General features: G+C 64.5%; 17 protein-coding genes and 7 tRNA genes. 19 read left to right on the top strand and 5 right to left on the bottom strand.

The annotated features are described in order from the left end of the window. A partial coding sequence (locus E3O62_RS01580; RefSeq protein ID WP_134397309.1) for an ATP-binding cassette domain-containing protein occupies positions 1 to 369 on the bottom strand: 369 nt, incomplete at its 3' end. A gap of 252 nt (positions 370 to 621) precedes the next feature. Here E3O62_RS01580 and E3O62_RS01575 point away from each other — a divergent pair. Next, positions 622 to 1,014, top strand: a complete 393-nt coding sequence (locus E3O62_RS01575) for a DUF4177 domain-containing protein (protein WP_241973250.1) — start codon at positions 622 to 624, stop codon at positions 1,012 to 1,014. Positions 1,015 to 1,079: 65 nt separating this feature from the next. Here the strand turns inward: E3O62_RS01575 and E3O62_RS01570 are convergent, their stop codons facing one another. Next, the gene (locus E3O62_RS01570; RefSeq protein WP_134396232.1) at positions 1,080 to 1,331 is read right to left on the bottom strand and encodes a hypothetical protein; all 252 of its coding nucleotides are present in this window, start codon (positions 1,329 to 1,331) and stop codon (positions 1,080 to 1,082) included. Between the two features lie 337 nt (positions 1,332 to 1,668). Further along, on the bottom strand, positions 1,669 to 2,349 hold the full coding sequence (locus E3O62_RS01565) for a TetR/AcrR family transcriptional regulator C-terminal domain-containing protein (RefSeq protein ID WP_198413742.1): 681 nt from the start codon (positions 2,347 to 2,349) through the stop codon (positions 1,669 to 1,671). 56 nt (positions 2,350 to 2,405) lie between these two features. Here E3O62_RS01565 and E3O62_RS01560 point away from each other — a divergent pair, with 56 nt between their 5' ends. Next, positions 2,406 to 3,005 (top strand): DUF4386 domain-containing protein, encoded by a 600-nt coding sequence (locus E3O62_RS01560; protein WP_134396234.1) that lies wholly within the window; start codon positions 2,406 to 2,408, stop codon positions 3,003 to 3,005. A gap of 192 nt (positions 3,006 to 3,197) precedes the next feature. After that, the gene (locus tag E3O62_RS01555) at positions 3,198 to 4,118 is read left to right on the top strand and encodes an NAD(P)-dependent alcohol dehydrogenase (protein ID WP_241973249.1); all 921 of its coding nucleotides are present in this window, start codon (positions 3,198 to 3,200) and stop codon (positions 4,116 to 4,118) included. Positions 4,119 to 4,517: 399 nt separating this feature from the next. Here the strand turns inward: E3O62_RS01555 and E3O62_RS01550 are convergent, their stop codons facing one another. Further along, on the bottom strand, positions 4,518 to 5,108 hold the full coding sequence (locus E3O62_RS01550; RefSeq protein WP_134397315.1) for a recombinase family protein: 591 nt from the start codon (positions 5,106 to 5,108) through the stop codon (positions 4,518 to 4,520). A 100-nt stretch (positions 5,109 to 5,208) separates the two neighbouring features. Here E3O62_RS01550 and E3O62_RS01545 point away from each other — a divergent pair, with 100 nt between their 5' ends. Then, positions 5,209 to 5,928, top strand: coding sequence for a hypothetical protein (locus tag E3O62_RS01545; RefSeq protein ID WP_134397307.1), 720 nt, complete (start codon positions 5,209 to 5,211; stop codon positions 5,926 to 5,928). A 324-nt stretch (positions 5,929 to 6,252) separates the two neighbouring features. Here the strand turns inward: E3O62_RS01545 and E3O62_RS01540 are convergent. Further along, a tRNA-Val gene (locus E3O62_RS01540) sits at positions 6,253 to 6,325 on the bottom strand. Between the two features lie 155 nt (positions 6,326 to 6,480). Between E3O62_RS01540 and E3O62_RS01535 the strand changes: the two genes are divergently transcribed. From E3O62_RS01535 to ruvB, 15 genes are all read left to right on the top strand, one after another. Then, a tRNA-Gly gene (locus tag E3O62_RS01535) sits at positions 6,481 to 6,552 on the top strand. A gap of 49 nt (positions 6,553 to 6,601) precedes the next feature. Continuing rightward, a tRNA-Cys gene (locus tag E3O62_RS01530) sits at positions 6,602 to 6,675 on the top strand. Positions 6,676 to 6,714: 39 nt separating this feature from the next. After that, a tRNA-Val gene (locus tag E3O62_RS01525) sits at positions 6,715 to 6,786 on the top strand. Positions 6,787 to 6,967: 181 nt separating this feature from the next. Then, positions 6,968 to 7,039: transfer RNA gene (locus E3O62_RS01520), tRNA-Gly, on the top strand. A gap of 49 nt (positions 7,040 to 7,088) precedes the next feature. Continuing rightward, positions 7,089 to 7,162, top strand: a tRNA-Cys gene (locus tag E3O62_RS01515). A 25-nt stretch (positions 7,163 to 7,187) separates the two neighbouring features. After that, positions 7,188 to 7,259 (top strand) — tRNA-Val (locus tag E3O62_RS01510). Between the two features lie 161 nt (positions 7,260 to 7,420). Continuing rightward, positions 7,421 to 9,343, top strand: a complete 1,923-nt coding sequence (gene thrS / locus E3O62_RS01505; protein WP_241973251.1) for a threonine--tRNA ligase — start codon at positions 7,421 to 7,423, stop codon at positions 9,341 to 9,343. A 1-nt stretch (position 9,344) separates the two neighbouring features. Then, complete coding sequence (locus tag E3O62_RS01500) at positions 9,345 to 9,908, top strand: HIT domain-containing protein (protein ID WP_104100482.1); 564 nt, start codon at positions 9,345 to 9,347, stop codon at positions 9,906 to 9,908. Between the two features lie 67 nt (positions 9,909 to 9,975). After that, positions 9,976 to 10,872 (top strand): pyridoxal 5'-phosphate synthase lyase subunit PdxS, encoded by an 897-nt coding sequence (gene pdxS / locus E3O62_RS01495; protein ID WP_134396152.1) that lies wholly within the window; start codon positions 9,976 to 9,978, stop codon positions 10,870 to 10,872. A gap of 10 nt (positions 10,873 to 10,882) precedes the next feature. Further along, positions 10,883 to 11,476, top strand: a complete 594-nt coding sequence (gene pdxT, locus E3O62_RS01490) for a pyridoxal 5'-phosphate synthase glutaminase subunit PdxT (protein WP_134396151.1) — start codon at positions 10,883 to 10,885, stop codon at positions 11,474 to 11,476. 9 nt (positions 11,477 to 11,485) lie between these two features. Further along, entirely contained in the window at positions 11,486 to 12,028 is a 543-nt protein-coding gene (locus E3O62_RS01485) for a DUF1697 domain-containing protein (protein ID WP_134396150.1), read from the top strand. A gap of 150 nt (positions 12,029 to 12,178) precedes the next feature. Next, complete coding sequence (locus tag E3O62_RS01480) at positions 12,179 to 12,943, top strand: YebC/PmpR family DNA-binding transcriptional regulator (protein WP_104100486.1); 765 nt, start codon at positions 12,179 to 12,181, stop codon at positions 12,941 to 12,943. A 6-nt stretch (positions 12,944 to 12,949) separates the two neighbouring features. Next, on the top strand, positions 12,950 to 13,552 hold the full coding sequence (gene ruvC, locus E3O62_RS01475; RefSeq protein ID WP_134396149.1) for a crossover junction endodeoxyribonuclease RuvC: 603 nt from the start codon (positions 12,950 to 12,952) through the stop codon (positions 13,550 to 13,552). After that, on the top strand, positions 13,549 to 14,172 hold the full coding sequence (ruvA, locus tag E3O62_RS01470; protein WP_134397306.1) for a Holliday junction branch migration protein RuvA: 624 nt from the start codon (positions 13,549 to 13,551) through the stop codon (positions 14,170 to 14,172). Before ruvC ends, ruvA begins: the two co-directional genes overlap by 4 nt. A gap of 14 nt (positions 14,173 to 14,186) precedes the next feature. Then, positions 14,187 to 15,236, top strand: coding sequence for a Holliday junction branch migration DNA helicase RuvB (gene ruvB, locus E3O62_RS01465; RefSeq protein ID WP_370448874.1), 1,050 nt, complete (start codon positions 14,187 to 14,189; stop codon positions 15,234 to 15,236). Positions 15,237 to 15,259: the final 23 nt, after the last annotated feature.

The raw sequence follows: 15,259 nt of genomic DNA, 5'->3' as shown, positions 1-15,259 counted from the left end.
CTCGGCGACCCGGGTCGAAGGCAATCCTCGCAGGCGAGCCAGCGACAGGAGATTCTTTCGAGCCGAGAGCCCCGGAACAAATGACGGTGCCTCGATGAGCGCTCCGACGTCGTGTGCGTAGCGGGCGGGGTTCGTGGTCGAGTGGCCGAGTACGGTGGCCCGGCCCGATGTCGGTGGAATGAGCCCGAGCAGGATGCGGATCAGAGTCGACTTGCCGGACCCGTTGGGGCCAAGGAGGCCAACCACGCCGCCCCGGGGAAGAGCCACACTAACGCGGTCAAGCGCCGTGAGACTGCCGAATTGGCGGAGTAGGCCGTCGGTGGTGATGGATGCCGCGGATGTGTCCGCTTCGATATTTGACGTGAGCACTCACTCACATTAGACCGCACAATCGCATAGGGCAAGGAGATCCGCGACATCCGCTCCGGCTGCGACTCCGCGCTGCCGGGCGAAAAGATCGAGACTTTCAACTACACGGCCGAACAGTCCGTGCTGCAGCAGCCGGTGCGGATGGGTTAGGTCTCGACGCCTGAGGCAATCGGTGCCGCCAGCGATACCGGCTGATACGTTTTAGCGCACGTCCAGGCGCGTCGCGACCTGACCGACTGAAACGAGGCAACAGTGGCGAACGCAGCAGCAGGTTGGTACGACGACGGTTCGGGTCGCCAGCGACGGTGGGACGGCGAGCAGTGGATGGATGTGTGGCAAGAGGAGGCGCCGGTGAACAGTCCCGCCGCGCTGATCGACCACATCAAGTCGGAGTCCGTCGCGGGAGGTCGACCACGGCCGGCGCAAAAAGGGCAGAGCTACGTCGTATTACTGGTGGTGCTGAAGGAGAAGCTATTCGGTACCGGATCTGGCAACCTCACCGAGCTAGAAAGGTCTATCAACGCGCAAGCCGCCCTCGGCTATCGACTGCACACCATCACGACGTCAGCCTCAGGCAGTAAGGGCCTCGGGGGCGGCGACCGCATTCAGGCCACGCTGGTCTTCGAGCGACTCGGGATCAGCTGACGTCTATCGGCACCCGATCAGGTGCGTCTAAAGGCCGGCCCATCCCGTGAATAGCGTCCGGAACCTCACGCCCGCCGCCGCCACATCTGGATGACGTTGTCCGCAGCCTCCGCCTCGACCACCACCCGCTCCCGTTCCCGCTCCGCGGCATGACGCACCCGGACTTTCTCCGCCACGTCGAGCAGGTCCCACAGCTGCTCGCCGGTCACTGACACGCCGCGGGCGCCGGTGCGCCGGGTCCGTCCGCGGATCAGCGCGTAGTGGGCGCGGAACACGGGCGCCCCGATCGCCGCCTGCGCGTCGTGGAAGAACACCACGTTGGATACCGGCCTGAGCCCTGATTCAGCGTCCTACACAACCGGGCGAGCTCGAAGCGCGACCAGCGGGGAGCGGCACGACGAGTCGGCGCGCCCCAAGCACCAGAGCGAGCCCGAAAACAGGGACGAGTTGTGTCACTGGTGCCCAGAAATTCGCGACTGCGGGGTACTGCTCGCAGAGGAACATGATTTCATCATATTGACGGGCAACAAGTCGTTCGCGAACAGGTCAGGCACGACGTTCGAACGCTTTGACGCCGGCGGCCTGCGCGTCCATCTCAGAACCGCACGTTGGTGCGGGCGGTGATGCACCGGATCCTGGCAGCGCTGCCGAACGTTACTGATTAGGAGGAACGGAGTCGCTCAGAAGGGCTACTTCGAGGCCATCGAGAATCAGTTCGAGACCGAAGCCAAATTCGTTGCCGAAGGCGTATCCGGGCTGCAGGATCAGCGATACTGCCATCGCGGCGAGGTTCTTGAAGGAGTCGGCCATGGCTTCCTGCTGCGCCATAATGGCTTCGGTCGCGTCGCCGATGTCGCCGGACGGGTCGAGCGGCAGCGAGGCCTCCTGCTGGGCGAAGCCCAGCACGTAACTGTCCAGGATCGACATGGCGTGGCCCGTCATGGCCATCGAGAAGCCCGCAGCCGTTAAGCAGCCGATGACCGAATCGAGGTGACCGAGGGTCGCCGGTCCAGGGGATGTGCGGGCCTTCATGCTGATGGCCCAGGGATGCAGTGCCAGGACACTGCGCGTCGACCCCGCCCGCTTCCGCATGGCCGCCCGCCACTCGTCCCCAGCACCCGGCGTCGCGAATTCGGAGTGCACGATGTCGAGCATCCCGTCGAGAAGATCTTCCTTGTCCTTCAAATGGTAGTAGAGCGACATGGCCGTTATGTCGAGTGCGGCGGCCAGCTTGCGCATGCTGAGCGACTCGATCCCGTCGGCATCGGCAAGCGCCATGGCGACCCTGATCGCTCGCTCACGGGTGACCGGTGTTCTATCTTCAGGCTTCGCCATAGACACCACCATACGCCGTATGGTACTTTCGCGTTATTCACCATACACCGTATGGTATGACGACTGGAGATGAGAAACGTATGAGTAATACACGCACAATTGCCCGCACCGTTGGCACGCTGATGCTTGCCGCCTTTGTCCTTTACTTCATTGGAAGCTCTATCGCGACGACCGCTTCCCCCGGCGGCCTCCTCACCGCAGGAGTGGTGCTGATGGTGTTGAACTCGGTGGCCGTGATCACGATCGGAGCTGTCATGCTTCCTGTCCTTCGGCCACACGCTCCAGTAATCGCGGCCAGCTACCTCGCCACCCGGATCTTCGAGGGTGGGATTTTGGCGGTCGGCGCGGTCGCGCTACTCGCCGGCATGGGCGGCACCAACTTCCTTGCATACAACATTGCGATGGCGGGCCTTGGCGTCGGTAGCCTGCTGTTCTGCATTGCGCTCTACCGCTCACGCCTCGTGCCACGGTTCCTGGCCGTGTGGGGATTTATTGGCTACGCGTTATTCGCGGGCGGGTGCTTTCTCGAACTCGCCGGCGTAGTGGGTGCCAGCCTCGTTTCCACCGTTCCGGGTGGCCTGTTCGAGCTGTTCTTCGCCATTTGGCTCATTGTGCGGGGCTTTGGCACGACCGCAGCCGTAACGGCTCGGGCATGACCGTCCCCCCTCCCACAAAAGACCAGCCGTGCTCGGGCGCCGCTCCGGCCCGGCCACCGGTCGCGTCACCGCCGCCCGGCTGTGCGCAGCGCCGGAAGACGTTACCGGTATGCGGTAGCCTGCAGCCGAACTAGGAGGCACATCTTGAAGGCAATAGTTCAGCGGGAGTACGGCGATGTCGAAGTGCTCAAAATGGAAGACATCGACCATCCGGTCGTTGGCCAAAACGACGTTCTCGTCCGCGTGGTAGCCGCGAGCCTCAACCATGCCGACTGGATTCACACGTCGGGCACACCGCTTGTCGCGCGATTGGCCTTCGGCACTCGAAGACCGAAAGCGATGACGCGGGGCAAGGATGTCGCGGGCGTCGTCGAGTCGGTCGGCACCAATGTCACGGCTTTCCGCCAGGGCGACGAAGTCTACGGAGAGCTCAGTTCAGGAACCTTTGCGGAGTACGTCGCCGCACCCGCCTCGCTTCTGGCGCGAAAGCCGGTCAATTTGACCTTCGAGCAAGCCGCCGCGGTGCCTCTGTCCGGGATGACAGCTTTGGTCGGCTTGCGCGATGCCGGTTCGGTGACGCCCGGTCAGCGAGTGCTGGTCAATGGGGCATCCGGGGGAGTCGGGACTTTCGCTGTGCAGATCGCGAAAGCGCTCGGCGCCGAGGTCACCGCCGTGAGCAGCGCCGCCAACGCTGCGCTCGTGCAATCACTCGGTGCCGACCACGTCGTCGATTACGGCCGCGACGACTTCACCCGTGGAACCGCTCGGCACGACGTCATCTTCGATCTAATCGGGAACCACACGCTGACCGAATTGCGCAGCGCACTCACTTCCAAGGGAGTCCTCGTACTCTCCAGTGGCACAGGCGGACGCGTGGTCGGGCCTATGGGGCGCATCCTCAAAGCCGTTGCCATATCGCCACTCATTGGCCAGAAACTCAAACCATTCACCCAGAACGGCAGCACGAAAACGCTGAACGAGCTACGCGACCTGATTGAGGCCGAGCGGGTGACCCCCGCAATCGATCGCATCTATCGGCTCGCCGAGGTGCCCGCTGCCATGCGGTACTTCGTCGACGAGCACGCCCGTGGAAAGGTCGCAATAAGCGTCTGATCTCGGAATCGGATAGACCCGACCTCACTCAGGCGTTGGACCGGTGGGCTTCGATGAGCAGGAATGGGGAAGTTCGCTGAGCGCCACCAGTCGCGATGAGCAGCGCGGTGAGCCCCATCGGTCGCGAGCCAGCTGCGCCACGCATCCCACTGAGCGGGCCTTAGCAGCCCAAGGAACCAATCGACCATTGCGAGCAACCACACTCGGCCAACATGCAAACGTGGTGCTGGCCGTTGCCCCTCACCATGTGCTCGTCAACCTCACTAGTGCCCTCGCTTTGTAGCTGTCATCGGAGTGGCCAGGGAACCACTCAGGCTGCGAGCTAGAGCGGCGGTCGGAAGTCGGTTCGCGTCTGCGAGTTGACGAAGATCCAGACCAGTGAGGCGACCAATGTCGGTACTAGACGCCCACCAACGCAGCGTATAAACCGGAGCTGTTCAGCGCGGCGTAGAGCGTCTGCCGCGACACCCCGAGGTCCCGGGCCACCAACGCTTTCGGCACGCCAGCCTCGACCCGCTCGCGGGCCTCAGTGATCTGCTCCAGTCCAAGCTTCGTAGCCTTCTCGTACGTCCCGTTCCTCTTCGCGATGGCGATGCCCTCTGCCTGCCGTTCACGGATGGATTTGCGCTCCAGCTGTGCGATAGCGGCGAGAACCGTGAGCATGAACTCACCTTGGGGGGTATCCGTGTTCAGGGCCGGGTTGTCGACGAATTCCAGCGCGACGCCCTTCGCCTTGAGCTGTTCGACAAGCGCCAGAAGGTCAGTCGTCGAACGTGCAAGCCGATCTGATGACTTCACCCGAACCTTGTCCCCCTCGTGCACGTAGGTGAGCATCTCCTGGAGCTGTGCTCGGTCTTCGGTATTCTTGCCCGACACCTTCTCGAAGAACATCTTGTCCACCGTGCCGAGCGCTTCAAACTGCCGAGCTTCGTTTTGGTCGGTGGCGCTAACGCGCACATAGCCAACCACCTGCCCTCTGTGTCCAATCATCTTTACGATCCCCCGTCGCTTCTGTCCAATAATATCGGACACCCACTCTGATTGACGCGACTTTCGAGCGATCTAGACCTGCTCACTGGGGTGCACTCTGATGGACGCCTCGGCCGCTGACGTGTACAGCCTCGGGGCAATCGCATCCTGGCTGCTGACCGGGCAGCAGCCATCGTACGGACATGTGGTGATGCCTCCTGATGCTCGTCTTGGCGCTATTATCCGCAGGGCGACGAGGCCACTCGGACAGGATCGGTTTGCGTACCTTGACGATTTTGTGAAGGCCTTCATCGCGGCGACCCGACCGTACGTGGGGGCGTTTCTGACGTTGACGCAGCAAGGAGATTGGGCCGAGGCGAGCGCTTATATTCTCGGGCAGCCGGAGGAAAACGTGCACGTGATCCGTGCTCTCCCGAAGGTTTCGCAGTCCGACGTGAATGCATGGGCCGCAGCCGATAGCGGTGGCATGAGCGATGCGGTATCGGATCTCCTGGAGGAAGTGCCCAGAATGAGCTACAACGAGATGGATTCGTTTCTCTCCTGGTGTGTGCGGGTACTCCGTGCCCTGGTCAACGCGAACCAGTTCGAGTCGGCCGAGCGTGTCGCAACAGACCTCTTCGGCACCACCGCAGGAGTCGATCAATTCGCCCCGGCGCGCACGATCCTTGAATGGCTCGCTGGGCTGTCTGGCCGTGCGAGCGAGGCGATGGAGCGTGCCCTGCACTCGTCGGAGTCGTGGGACTTCTTCCAGCAGAATGCGCGCAGAAACTTTAGGAGCTCCACCGACACCGAGCTGATTGCGAGACTGCGTCAAAGCTGAAGCAATCCAGACTGTGTGGCCGCCGATTAGTGGTGATAGCCGATCGAGGTGGTGCTCGACCACGCCGACCGTGGTGCTCAGCCACAACAATCGCGCCACCGCGCATTGGCGCTCAAGCGCACCACACGTGGTGCGCGCGGAAGCGACTATTCAATGGAGTACCTATTCGTGCGCTTTCTCGTGCTTTTCGGGCGCTCTATTTGGCCGAAAAATCAGCCTGCTTATCGCTCCGTGAGAATAAGTTGCGCATTTTCTCGCGCTTTGTTCGGCGGTCGAATCGCATTTGGGCAAAGAAAAACCCCGTTTGACCGGGGTTTTCTGGTGTGGGCGATACCGGACTCGAACCGATGACCTCTTCCGTGTGAAGGAAGCGCGCTACCAACTGCGCCAATCGCCCCTGTGGCCTCGTACTGTAACCACGAGTCTCGATACTAACCCAGACCGGGTGGAAGGCGCACATCGTGGGGGCCTCAACACGCCGGAACGACTCGGTTTGAATATGAACGGGACTATCGGCTAGAGTCTTCCAAGCGCGCAGAAATGCGGGCAGTTGCGGATGTGGCGCAGTGGTAGCGCATCACCTTGCCAAGGTGAGGGTCGCGAGTTCGAATCTCGTCATCCGCTCGAATGGAATCGGCCGCGAGGTCGGTTTTTTTCGGTAGGAATCCCAAGTGGTGGGTTGGCCGAGAGGCGAGGCAACGGCCTGCAAAGCCGTGTACACGGGTTCGAATCCCGTATCCACCTCCAATCCCGGAAGTCGCAATGCAGGAATGATTTTCAGGAAATGGGCGATTGGCGCAGCGGTAGCGCGCTTCCCTGACACGGAAGAGGTCACTGGTTCGATCCCAGTATCGCCCACAGAGTTGGGAAACAGATAAACCCCCCGGTAAAGCGGGGGTTTTTTTTGCCCGCACGGCGCCGGAAATCCAGGTGGAATCGGGCCTTCCTCGGGCTCGCCGCGATGAATCGCCGGGGAGGGTGCGGCAGGTTCGGCCGGAATCGGCTAGAGTCTTTCAAGTCAGCGGAAACGTTGACTAGTGCGGATGTGGCGCAGTGGTAGCGCATCACCTTGCCAAGGTGAGGGTCGCGAGTTCGAATCTCGTCATCCGCTCGAATGGAATCGGCCGCAAGGTCGGTTCTTTTTGGTACGAATCCCATGTGGTGGGTTGGCCGAGAGGCGAGGCAGCGGCCTGCAAAGCCGTCTACACGGGTTCGAATCCCGTATCCACCTCCACTCCTGGAAAGTCTTTTCAGAGAATGGGCGATTGGCGCAGCGGTAGCGCGCTTCCCTGACACGGAAGAGGTCACTGGTTCGATCCCAGTATCGCCCACAGGCAAACCCCCGGTAGTTCGGGGGTTTTTCTTTGCCCAAAATGGCCGTGCCCGTTGTGGTCGAGGCGCGCCGCTAAAGTTATTGGGGTTCGAACAATACTGAGGAGTAATACACGTGGCTGACGGCTTTGAGCTATTCACCGACCGGTCCGTTGTCGCAATGCGCGTCAACGGCGAGCTCAAGGATCTCGCCACGACGGTGATTCCAACGGATGTCGTCGAACCGGTGACCATCGGCTCGCCGGACGGCCTCAGCATCCTGCGCCACTCGGCCGCTCACGTGCTCGCACAGGCCGTGCAGACCGTGAACCCGGCGGCGCGCCTGGGCATCGGCCCGCCCGTCACCGACGGTTTCTACTACGACTTCGACGTTGAAGAGGCATTCACCCCCGAGGACATCAAGTCGCTCGAGAAGGCCATGGACCGCATCATCCGCCAGGGCCAGCGGTTCGTGCGCCGCGTGGTCACCGACGACCAGGCCAGAGATGAACTCGCCGCCGAGCCGTACAAGCTCGAACTAATCGGGCTCAAGGGCGGGGCCGCCGAGACTGTCGACAACGAGTCCGTCGAGGTCGGCGGCGCCGAACTCACCATTTACGACAACGTGGACCCGAAGACGGGGGAGACGCTCTGGAAAGACCTCTGCCGCGGTCCCCACCTGCCGAACACGCGCATGATCGGCAACGGCTATTCCCTGACCCGTCTGGCCGCCGCCTACTGGCGCGGGTCCGAGAAGAACCCGCAGCTGCAGCGCATCTACGGCACCGCCTGGCCCACCAAGGACGAACTGCGCGCCTACCAAGCCCGCCAGGAGGAGGCCGCCAAACGCGACCATCGCAAGCTCGGCGCCGAACTCGACCTCTTCAGCTTCCCCGAGGAGATCGGCTCCGGCCTGCCCGTCTTCCACCCGAGGGGCGGCATCATCCGCCAGGAGATGGAGAACTACTCCCGCAAGCGCCACACCGAGGCCGGCTACGATTTCGTCTACACACCGCACATCACCAAGTCGAACCTCTTCGAGACGTCCGGTCACCTCGACTGGTACGCCGATGGCATGTTCCCGCCGATGAAACTCGACGCGGAGTACGACGCCGACGGCCACATGACCCGTCAGGGCGTCGACTACTACCTCAAGCCGATGAACTGCCCGTTCCACAACCTGATCTTCCGCTCCAGCGGCCGCAGTTACCGCGACCTGCCCATGCGCCTGTTCGAATTCGGATCGGTCTACCGCTACGAGAAGTCCGGCGTCGTGCACGGCCTCACCCGCGTGCGCGGCATGACCCAGGACGACGCGCACATCTACACGACCCGCGAAGGAATGAAGGAGGAGCTCACCAGCACCCTCAACTTCGTGCTCAAGCTGCTCGCCGACTACGGCCTCGAGGACTACTACCTCGAACTCTCCACGAAGGACCCGAAGAAATTCGTCGGCAGCGACGAGGCCTGGGCGGAAGCGACCGACACCCTGCGTGAAGTCGCCGAAGCATCCGGCCTCGAACTCGTGGCCGACCCGGGCGGCGCCGCCTTCTACGGCCCGAAGATCTCCGTGCAGGCCCGCGACGCGATCGGCCGCACCTGGCAGATGTCCACCATCCAGCTGGACTTCAACCTGCCGGAACGGTTCGACCTCGAGTACACCGCCCCCGACGGCTCCCGCCAGCGCCCGGTGATGATCCACCGGGCCCTGTTCGGTTCGATCGAGCGCTTCTTCGCCGTGCTCACCGAGCACTACGCCGGGGCGTTCCCGGTGTGGCTGTCCCCGGTGCAGGTCGTCGGCATCCCCGTGTCCGAACAGTACGGTCCCTACCTCGACGAAATCATCGGCCGGCTCGAGACGGCAGGCGTGCGCGCCCAGGTCGACCACTCCGACGACCGCATGCAGAAGAAGATCCGCAACCACACCAAGGCGAAGGTGCCCTTCCAGCTGATCGTCGGCGAGGATGACCGCTCCAATCGCTCGGTGAGCTTCCGGTTCCGCGACGGCACCCAGGAGAACGGCGTACCGGCCGACGAGGCCATCCGTCGCATCATCGCCGCGATCCATACGCGCGCGCAGGTCACGACCCAGGGCCAGGTCTGAGATGGACACGCACAGCGACGAGTTCGAGGGGCTCGAGCAGTCGTCGGAGTTCGCCGCGGTTCCGGATGCCTTCCAACGGCTATGGACCCCGCACCGCCTGGTCTACATCCAGGACGGCCAGCAACCGCACCCGGATGACTGCCCCTTCTGCCTGGCCCCGAGCATGACCGACGAGAAGGCTCTGATTGTGGCCCGCGGCACGCACGCCTACGTGTTACTGAACCTGTTCCCGTATAACAGCGGACATCTGCTGGTCTGTCCCTACCGGCACGTCGCGACTTACGACGAGGCCAGTCCGGAGGAGGTCGCCGAGATCGGCAGTCTCACCCAGGTGGCCATGCGTGTGCTCAAAGCGGTGTCGCACTGCGACGGCTTCAACATCGGCATGAACCAAGGCCGTATTGCCGGCGCGGGCATTGCCGAGCACCTACACCAGCACATCGTTCCCCGCTGGGCGCTCGACTCGAACTTCTTCCCGATCATCGCCGGAACGAAGGCGATTCCCCGCCTCCTGGGCGATGTGCGGCGCGAAGTCGCCGAGGGCTGGCCCCAGGATGGCAACTAGCCGCATATACCCTCCACCGGCACCCGCCGGGCGGAATCAACACCACCCAAGGAATAGAATCAAAGCTATGACTGAAACCACTTCCGCCTTTGGTTCGAGCCGCGTCAAGCGTGGTCTCGCCGACATGATGAAGGGCGGCGTCATCATGGACGTCGTCAACGCCGAGCAGGCTCGCATCGCCGAGGACGCCGGTGCTGTCGCCGTCATGGCCCTGGAGCGGGTTCCCGCCGACATCCGTTCCCAGGGTGGCGTCGCCCGCATGAGTGACCCCGACCTGATCGACAGCATCATCGCCGAGGTATCCATCCCGGTGATGGCCAAGGCGCGCATCGGCCACTTCGTCGAGGCTCAAATCCTTCAGGCCCTGAACGTCGATTACATCGACGAGTCCGAGGTGCTGAGCCCGGCCGACTACGTCAACCACATCGACAAGTGGAACTTCACGGTCCCGTTCGTCTGTGGCGCGACCAACCTGGGTGAGGCGCTCCGCCGCATCAACGAGGGCGCGGCCATGATCAGGTCCAAGGGCGAAGCCGGCACCGGCGACGTCTCGGAGGCCATGAAGCACATCCGCACCATCAAGGGTGAGGTCGCCCGCCTGTCGGCTCTGAGCAAGGACGAACTGTACGTCGCCGCGAAGGAACTTCAGGCGCCGTACGAACTCGTCGCCGAGATCGCCGCCACCGGCAAGCTCCCCGTGGTGCTCTTCGTCGCGGGTGGCGTGGCCACCCCCGCCGACGCGGCCCTGATGATGCAGATGGGTGCGGACGGTGTATTCGTCGGCTCCGGCATCTTCAAGTCGGGCAACCCGCAGGCCCGCGCCAACGCCATCGTCAAGGCCGTCACCTTCTACGACGACCCCAGCGTCATCGCATCCGTCTCGCGCGGACTCGGCGAGGCCATGGTCGGCATCAACGTGTCCGATCTGGCTGCGCCGCACCGCCTCTCCGAGCGCGGCTGGTAACCACCCCTTCGTGAGCGTTGGAGTTCTCGCCCTGCAGGGTGACTTTCGTGAGCATGCCGAGGTACTGCGGTCCCTCGGCGCCGACGTCGAACTCATCCGCCGTCCGGAGGAACTGGCCCGCATCAGCGGGCTCGTGATCCCCGGCGGCGAATCCAGCGTCATGGACAAACTGGCCCGCGCGTTCGGCGTGGCGGAACCTCTGGCCGAGGCCGTGCGGGCCGGCCTGCCCGTCTACGGCACCTGCGCGGGCCTGATCATGCTCGCCGACACCGTCATCGACGGGATCGAAGGGCAGCAGAGCATCGGCGGCTTCGACATCGCCGTGCGTCGCAACGCCTTCGGTTCGCAGACGCTCTCCTTCGAGACCGACCTCGACGTGCCGGTGCTCGGTGAGCCGCCGGTGCACGCCATTTTCATCCGTGCCCCCGTGGTGGAGTCCGTCGGGACCCGGGCCCGCGCGATAGCCACGCTCTCGGACGGGCGCTGCGTCGCGGTCGAGCAGGACAACCTGCTCGGAACGTCATTCCACCCCGAGATCACCGGGGAGCACCGGTTCCACGACTATTTCCTGCAGAAGGTGGCCGCCGCCGACTTCCGCTACTAGGCTCCGGTCATGGCCGGCTGGGTGGCGCTCCTGCGCGGAATCAACGTCAATGGGATCACGATCACGATGACGGACCTGCGGTCCGTGTTCCGCGGGCTCGGTTACACGGATGTCCGCACGGTCCTGGCCAGCGGCAACGTGCTCTTCACGGCGAGCGAGCCGGATGCCGCGGCCCTCAAGGCCACAATCGAACGCGCTCTCTCCGACAACTTCGGTTATCAGGCGTGGATCGTCCTGCTTGGCGTTGACACCCTCGACAGGGTGGCGCGGGCGTTCCCATACGATGCGGAGCGGGACGGTTGGCATCCGTATGTCGTGTTCGGATCGGCGCAGACCGCGCTCGACGAACTACTCGAGGCGGCCGCGGAACCGGACCCGGAAACGGAGCAGGTTCGGACCGGAACCGGCGTGCTCTACTGGCAGGTGCGCCGAAGCATCGGCATCAACAGCCCGTTCAGCAAGCTGAGCGGCAAGGCCCGGTACCGGTCGACCACGACCACCCGCAACCTCCGCACCCTGAACAAACTGATCGCCGCGGCCCCGGGCGCGTGAAGCCCGGCCCATCAGGCATCGCGGGTTAGAATGAGGCGCACCCCACGGTGCAGCGACCAATGGCACAAGTAGTGCAGCGACCAGCACGGCGGCGGCACCCCCGCGCCAATCGACAGGCACGTCACGACAGCCAAAGATAACGGGAGAATCATGTCCGGACATTCCAAGTGGGCGACAACAAAGCACCAGAAGGCGGTCACCGACTCGCGTCGGGCCAAGGCCTTCGCCAAGTTGATCAAGAACATCGAAGTCGCGGCCCGCATGGGTGGCGCCGACCTGTCGGGCAACCCGACCCTGGTCGACGCGATCCAGAAGGCCAAGAAGACCTCCGTTCCCAACGACAACATTGACCGTGCCGTCAAGCGCGGCGCCGGCCTGTCCGGCGAAGTAGTCGACTACACCACCATCATGTATGAGGGCTACGCCGCGCACGGCGTCGCCGTCATGATCGAGTGTTTGACCGACAACAAGAACCGCGCGGCCGCCGAGGTGCGCACCACCATGTCCAGAAACGGCGGCAACATGGCCGACCCCGGCAGCGTCGCGTACAACTTCCACCGCAAGGGCATCGTCGTCGTGCCGAAGAGCAACGGCCTCAGCGAAGATGACGTGCTCCTCGCCGTGCTCGACGCGGGCGCCGAAGAGGTCGTCGACGACGGTGAGAAGTTCGAGGTTTTCAGCGAAGCGCACGATCTCGTCGCGACCCGGACCGCCCTGCAGACAGCCGGGATCGACTACGACTCCGCCGACATCGCGTTCGTGCCCCAGCTCAAGGTCGAGGTCGACGCCGAGACCGCCCGCAAGGTGTTCCGGCTGATCGACGCCCTTGAAGAACTCGACGACGTGCAGAACATCTACAGTAACTACGACGTGTCGCCTGAGGTCATCGCGGAGCTTCAGGCCGAAGCCGAGTAGCGCGCTGTGTCGGTCCGGGTTCTGGGCATCGATCCCGGGCTGACCCGCTGCGGCGTCGGAATCGTAGACGTCGCCGCCAACCGATCCGCGTCCCTGGTTGACGTGACCGTGCTGCGCAGCTCGCCGGACTTGCCGCTCGAGCAGAGGCTCCTGTTGATCAGCCGGGGCCTGGAAGATTTGCTCGACCGGCACAAGCCGGTGGTCGTCGCCATCGAGAGGGTGTTCGCTCAGGACAATGTCAGCACCGTGATGGGCACCGCTCAGATGAGCGGCGTCGCGCTGCTCCTGGCGGCTCAGCGTGGGCTGACGGTCACCCTGCACACCCCGAGCGAGGTCAAGGCAGCCATCACCGGCTACGGGTCCGCCGACAAAGCCCAGGTCGGCGCCATGGTCGCACGGGTGCTGGGCCTGGCCGAGGTGCCCAAGCCCGCGGATGCCGCGGACGCGCTGGCCATCGCGATCTGCCATGCCTGGCGCACCGGGGCGGCCGGCGGCACCCTGCCCACGAGCGCCGACGTGGTCCCCGGCACCCTGACCCCGGCCCAGAAGGCGTGGCGCGCCGCCGAGCGCAGCGCAGTGTCGCCGGTGCCCCGTAGTCTGAAGCGGTGATTGCTTCCGTTCGTGGCCTTGTCCTGTCTGCCGTGGATTCCACGGCCGTGATCGAGGTCGGGGGAGTCGGTCTGGCCGTACAGGTCACCCCGGCCACTGCGCTTTCCCTGCGCGTCGGCACGGAGGCCCGGCTTGCGACCACCCTTATCGTGCGCGAGGACTCGCTCACCCTCTTCGGATTCCCGTCCGCCGACGAACTCGAGGTCTTCGAGCTTTTGGTCGGCGTCACCGGGGTCGGCCCGAAATCGGCCCTTGGCGTACTCGCGGTGCTCAGCCCCGTCCAGATCGCTCAGGCCGTCTCGGCGGAAGACGACGGCGCTTTCCGCAAGGTCAGCGGCATTGGTCCGAAAACGGCCAAACTGATCGTGCTCTCCCTGGCCGGCAAGGTGTTCGTGACCGTCACGGCCGCGGCATCCGCCCGTCCGGAGCCCACCAGCGCGTCGGCGAACGTGCAGGCCGCCCTGATCGGGCTCGGCTGGTCGGAGAAGGTGGCGGCCGAGGCCGTCGACGAGACCCTCGCGGAGACCGTCGAACCCGGGCAGGTCGGCGTCGCAGCGCTCCTCCGCCTCGTACTCGTCAGGCTCGGCCCGGCCCAGCAGGCATCGGAGCGTCGCCCGTGACCGGCGCACAGGATCTGGCCGGAGACCCCGGCGTGGAGCTCACCAGGCCGGAACTCGAGGGCGACGCCGAACTGGCCTTCGAGGGTGCCCTCCGTCCGCGCAGCCTCGGCGAGTTCGTCGGCCAGCAGAAGGTTCGCGGGCAGCTGCAGCTGCTCCTGACCGCAGCCACCATGCAGAACCGTACCCCCGACCACATCCTGCTGGCCGGCCCGCCCGGACTCGGCAAGACCACTTTGGCCATGATCATCGCCTACGAGGGCAACCGCCCGCTGCGGATGTCCAGCGGCCCGGCCATCCAGCACGCCGGTGACCTGGCGGCGGTACTCTCCTCGCTGGTGCCCGGCGAGGTGCTGTTCATCGACGAGATCCACCGCATGGCCCGCTCCGCCGAGGAGATGCTCTATCTGGCGATGGAGGACTTCCGCATCGACATCATGGTCGGCAAGGGCGCCGGCGCCACCTCGGTTCCCCTCGACCTGGCACCGTTCACCCTGGTCGGCGCCACGACCCGGTCCGGACTGCTGCCCAACCCACTGCGCGACCGGTTCGGCTTCACAGCCCACCTCGAGTTCTACGCCGACCACGAGCTCGAGCAGGTGCTCGGCCGGGCAGCCAAACTGCTCGACCTGGCGATCGACACGGCCGCCATCGCCGAGATCGCCGGTCGGTGCCGCGGCACGCCCAGAATCGCCAACCGCCTGCTCCGGCGGGTGCGAGACTACGCGCTGGTGCACGGTGGAGACGCCGATGTGGCCGCGGTGCACGCGGCTCTCGAACTCTACGACGTCGACGCCATCGGGCTCGACCGGCTCGACCGGGAGGTGATGCGCATCATCCTGACCCGTTTTGGGGGAGGGCCGGTGGGTCTAAACACGCTCGCGGTGTCCGTGGGGGAGGAGTCCGAGACCATCGAGGCCGTCGTGGAGCCGTTCCTGGTGCGGATCGGCTTCCTGATGCGCACCCCGCGCGGCCGGGTGGCGACCGCGGAAGCGTGGCGGCATTTCGGCCTGACGGCCCCTCTGGTGGGTGGGCCGCCAATCCCTCTTATGCTGGATGACCTATAATTCGAGTTGGTTCGCCTCGAACC

This window comes from Cryobacterium sp. TMT2-15-1 (genome assembly GCF_004402345.1).
Taxonomy (GTDB): Bacteria; Actinomycetota; Actinomycetes; order Actinomycetales; family Microbacteriaceae; genus Cryobacterium; species Cryobacterium sandaracinum.
This window is presented reverse-complemented; position numbering and strand designations above follow the sequence as displayed.